This window comes from Paralimibaculum aggregatum, from assembly GCF_030270585.1.
Classification (GTDB): domain Bacteria; phylum Pseudomonadota; class Alphaproteobacteria; order Rhodobacterales; family Rhodobacteraceae; genus Thermohalobaculum; species Thermohalobaculum aggregatum.
In genome coordinates this window covers 1-4,093 of sequence record NZ_BSYI01000091.1, presented here as the reverse complement: position 1 = coordinate 4,093, position 4,093 = coordinate 1, and the positions used below count along the sequence as shown (strand labels likewise).

3 protein-coding genes are annotated in these 4,093 nt (G+C 75.1%); all 3 read right to left on the bottom strand.

All coding sequences use genetic code 11. The features are described from left to right. On the bottom strand, nt 1–470 hold a 470-nt coding region (eda, locus tag QSJ97_RS24270), incomplete at its 3' end, for a bifunctional 4-hydroxy-2-oxoglutarate aldolase/2-dehydro-3-deoxy-phosphogluconate aldolase (protein WP_285675064.1). Between the two features lie 42 nt (nt 471–512). Then, nucleotides 513–2,099, bottom strand: coding sequence for a glucose-6-phosphate isomerase (pgi, locus tag QSJ97_RS24265; protein ID WP_285675062.1), 1,587 nt, complete (start codon nt 2,097–2,099; stop codon nt 513–515). 37 nt (nt 2,100–2,136) lie between these two features. Continuing rightward, on the bottom strand, nt 2,137–3,942 hold the full coding sequence (gene edd, locus QSJ97_RS24260) for a phosphogluconate dehydratase (protein ID WP_285675060.1): 1,806 nt from the start codon (nt 3,940–3,942) through the stop codon (nt 2,137–2,139). Nucleotides 3,943–4,093 lie beyond the last annotated feature (151 nt).

Here is a 4,093-nt window from a genome sequence, read left to right as displayed (position 1 = left end):
GGGCAGAAGGCGAGGCCGGCGAGCGGGCTCGACCATGCCCTGAGGACGGCGGCGCCGCCATTGGCCTCGGCGGGGAAGAACTTGAGGATGCCGAGGCCGCGCTCGGCGCCGCGCATCGCCTCGGAGGGGGTGGCGACGCCGGGCAGCATCGGCAGGCCGAGCTCGTCGGCGCGGTCGAGCACCGCCTCGGAGAGCCCCGGCGAGACGCCGAAGCGGGCGCCGGCGGCGACCGCGGCGGTGACGTCGGCGGCGCTGCGCAGGGTGCCGGCGCCGACCACCGCATCGGGCGCGGCCTCGACCATGGCGCGGATCGCGTCGAGCGCGGCGGGGGTGCGCAGGGTGACCTCGAGGCTGGTCAGCCCGCCATCGGCGAGCGCGCGGGCCAGCGGCGCGGCATGGGCGATCTCCTCGACCACGATGACGGGGATCACCGGGGCGGCGCGGCAGATATCGGCGGCGGTCAGGCTCATGGTCTCGGTCTCCGGCAGGGTTGTTCGGCGATGCGGCGGGGCTCAGCCCCCTGCCGCGAGGGCACGGATACGGTCGATGAGGGCGCGCGTCGAGGGATCGGTCTCGGCGGCGGCGCCCTCGGCCAGCGCCGGGATCAGCGGCCGGGCCAGCGCCTTGCCGAGCTCGACGCCCCACTGGTCGTAGGAATTCACCCCCCAGATCGCGCCCTGCACGAAGACCTTGTGCTCGAACAGCGCGATCAGCCGGCCGAGGGCATGCGGGTCGAGCCGGCGGAACAGGATGGTGGTGGAGGGCCGGTCGCCGGGGAAGCTGCGATGCGGCGCCAGCCGGGCGATCGCCTCGGGCGCGGCGCCGGCGGCGGCCATCTCGGCCTCGACCTCGGCGGTGTCGCGGCCGAAGGCCAGCGCCTGGCCCTGGGCGAGGCAGTTGGCGAGCAGCATGGCGTGGTGCCGCGGATCGGCGTCGCGGGGGGTGGCGGCGGCGATGAAGTCGACCGGCACGACATCGGTGCCCTGGTGGATCAGCTGGAAGAAGGAATGCTGCGCATTGGTGCCGGGCTCGCCCCAGATCACCGGGCCGGTGGCGGTGCCGACCGGCGCGCCGGCGCGGGTGACGCGCTTGCCGTTGCTCTCCATGTCGAGCTGCTGGAGATAGGCCGGCAGCCGCGCCAGGCGCTGGTCGTAGGGGATCACCGCCACGCTCGGCCAGCCCATGGCGTTGCGCCGCCAGATCCCGGCCAGCGCCAGCAGCACCGGCAGGTTGCGCTCGAGCGGCGCCTCCCGGAAATGCCGGTCCATCGCCGCGGCGCCGGCGAGGAAGGCGCGGAACCGCGCCGCGCCGATGCCGATCGCCAGCACCAGCCCGATCGCGCTCCACAGCGAGTAGCGCCCGCCGACCCAGTCCCAGAAGCCGAAGACGCGCTCCTGCGGGATGCCGAAGGCGGCGCAGCCGTCGAGATTGGTCGAGACCGCGGCCATCCGCTCCGCGGCATGGGCGCCGAGCCAGTCCCGCGCGAGGCGGGCATTGGCCATGGTCTCCTGCGTGGTGAAGGTCTTGGAGGCGACGATCACCAGGGTGCGCGCCGGGTCGAGCCCGGCCACGGTGTCGGCGAGATGGGCGCCGTCGACATTCGAGACGAAGTGCAGCCGCGGCCCGTCGCAGTCCGGCACCAGCGCCCGTGCCGCCATCGCCGGGCCGAGATCCGAGCCGCCGATGCCGATGTTGACGACATCGCGCACCGGGCCGCCGGGGAGCTGCCCGGCCCGCACCGTCTCGGCGAAGGCGAGGAAGCGCTCGCGGGTGCCGTCCACGTCGTCGCCGGCCGGCGCCGGCGCGCCGCCGCGCAGCGCCATGTGCAGCACCGCCCGGCCCTCGGTGGCATTGACCGGGGCGCCGGCGAACAGCGCCGCGCGCTGCGCCTCGACCCCGGCGGCGCGCGCCAGCCCGAGCAGCGCGTCGAGCGCGGCGCGGTCGAGCTTCTCCTTCGACAGGTCGACGGAGAGATCGTCCTCGGCGAAGGCGAGCGCCGCCGCCCGCCCCGGATCGGCGGCGAAGAGCCGGCGCAGATGCACCGGCTTCAGCCGCGCGGCATGGTCGTGGACGGCCGTCCAGGCCTCGGTCGTGGTCATTGCATCCCTCCTTTGCGCGGGCCGCCCGTGGCGGGTCTCAGATCACCACGGCGGCGCCGGTCTCGGCGCTGCTCACCGCGGCGCGGAAGGCGCCGAAGAGCTCGCGCCCGATGCCCTCGTGGCTGGCCGCGAGATCCGCCGTCGCCGGTGTCCGGGCGGCCAGCTCGGCGGCATCCAGCAGCACCTCGAGCCGGCCCGCCCCGGCATCGAGGCGCAGCACGTCGCCGTCGCGCAGCCGGGCCAGCGCCCCGCCATCGGCGGCCTCGGGGCTGAGATGGATCGCCGCCGGCACCTTGCCGCTGGCCCCGGACATCCGCCCGTCGGTGACCAGCGCCACCCTGTGGCCGCGGTCCTGCAGCACCGAGAGCGGCGGGGTCAGCGCGTGCAGCTCCGGCATGCCGTTGGCCTGCGGGCCCTGGAAGCGCACCACCACCACCACGTCGCGGTCGAGCTCGCCGGCCCTGAAGGCGGCCTTCACGCTCTCCTGGGTCTCGAAGATCCGCACCGGCGCCTCGATCCGGTGATGCTCGGGCTTCACCGCCGAGATCTTGATCACCGCGCGGCCGAGATTGCCCTCGAGCAGCGCCAGCCCGCCGGTCGGCTGGAACGGCGCCGCGGCCGGGCGCAGGATGTCGGCATTGCCGCTCGCGCCGGCGCCGGGGCGCCAGGCCAGGTCGGCGCCGTCCAGCACCGGCTCCTCGGTGTAGCGCGCCAGCCCGGGGCCGGCGACGGTCTCGACATCCTCGTGCAGCAGCCCGGCGCCGAGCAGCTCGCCGATCATGAAGCCGAGCCCGCCGGCGGCGTGGAACTGGTTCACATCCGCCAGCCCGTTGGGATAGACCCGCGCCATCAGCGGCGTCGCGGCGGAGAGCTCGGCCATGTCCTGCCAGTCGATCAGCACGCCGGCGGCGCGCGCCATGGCGACGAGATGCAGCACCAGGTTGGTCGAGCCGCCGGTGGCCGAGAGCCCGACCATGCCGTTGACGAAGGCCTTCTCCGAGAGCACCGCGCTGGCCGGGGTATAGCGCGCCCCGGTGGCGGCCAGCGCCAGCGCCCGGCGCGCCGCCTCGGCGGTCAGCGCCTCGCGCAGCGGCGTGCCGGGGTTGACGAAGCTCGCCCCCGGCAGCTGCAGCCCCATCACCTCCATCAGCATCTGGTTGGTGTTGGCGGTGCCGTAGAAGGTGCAGGTGCCGGGCCCGTGATAGCTCGCCATCTCGGCGCGCAGCAGCTCGTCGCGGCCGATCTCGCCGGCGGCGTGGCGCTGGCGGATGCGCGCCTTCTCGTCGTTGGGCAGCCCGCTGGTCATCGGCCCGGCCGGGGCGAACACCGCCGGCAGGTGCCCGAAGCTCGCCGCGGCGATCACCAGGCCCGGCACGATCTTGTCGCAGACCCCGAGGAAGATCGCCGCGTCGTAGCAGTCGTGGCTCAGCGAGACCCCGGCGGCCAGCGCGATCACGTCGCGCGAGAACAGCGAGAGCTCCATGCCGGCGCGGCCCTGGGTGACGCCGTCGCACATCGCCGGCACGCCGCCGGCGACCTGCGCGGTGCCGCCGGCCGCGCGCGCCGCCGCCTTCAGGATCGCCGGGAAGCGCTCGAAGGGCTGATGCGCCGAGAGCATGTCGTTATAGGCGGTGACGATGGCGATGTTGCCGCCGCGCGCGCGGGCGATGGCCGGCTTGTCGGTGCCGCTCGCGGCGGTGACATGGGCCATGTTCCCGCAGGAGAGGTGGGCCCGCGCGGGCCCGGCCTCGGCCATGCGGGCGCAGCGCGCCAGATAGGCGGCGCGGCGCTCGGCGGAGCGCGCGACGATCCGCGCGGTGACGGCTTGGACGGTCGGGTGCATCTCGGCCTCCTGGCTGATCTCGGGTCTCGGCCTGCGCCTCGGGTCGGCGCCGGCGTCTGTGCTGTCGGTCGACGTTGGCGTTGGCGTCTGCGTCGTCAATCGGCGTGGGCGTCTGCGCCTGCGTCGGCATCTGCGTCGTCGGTCGGCGTCG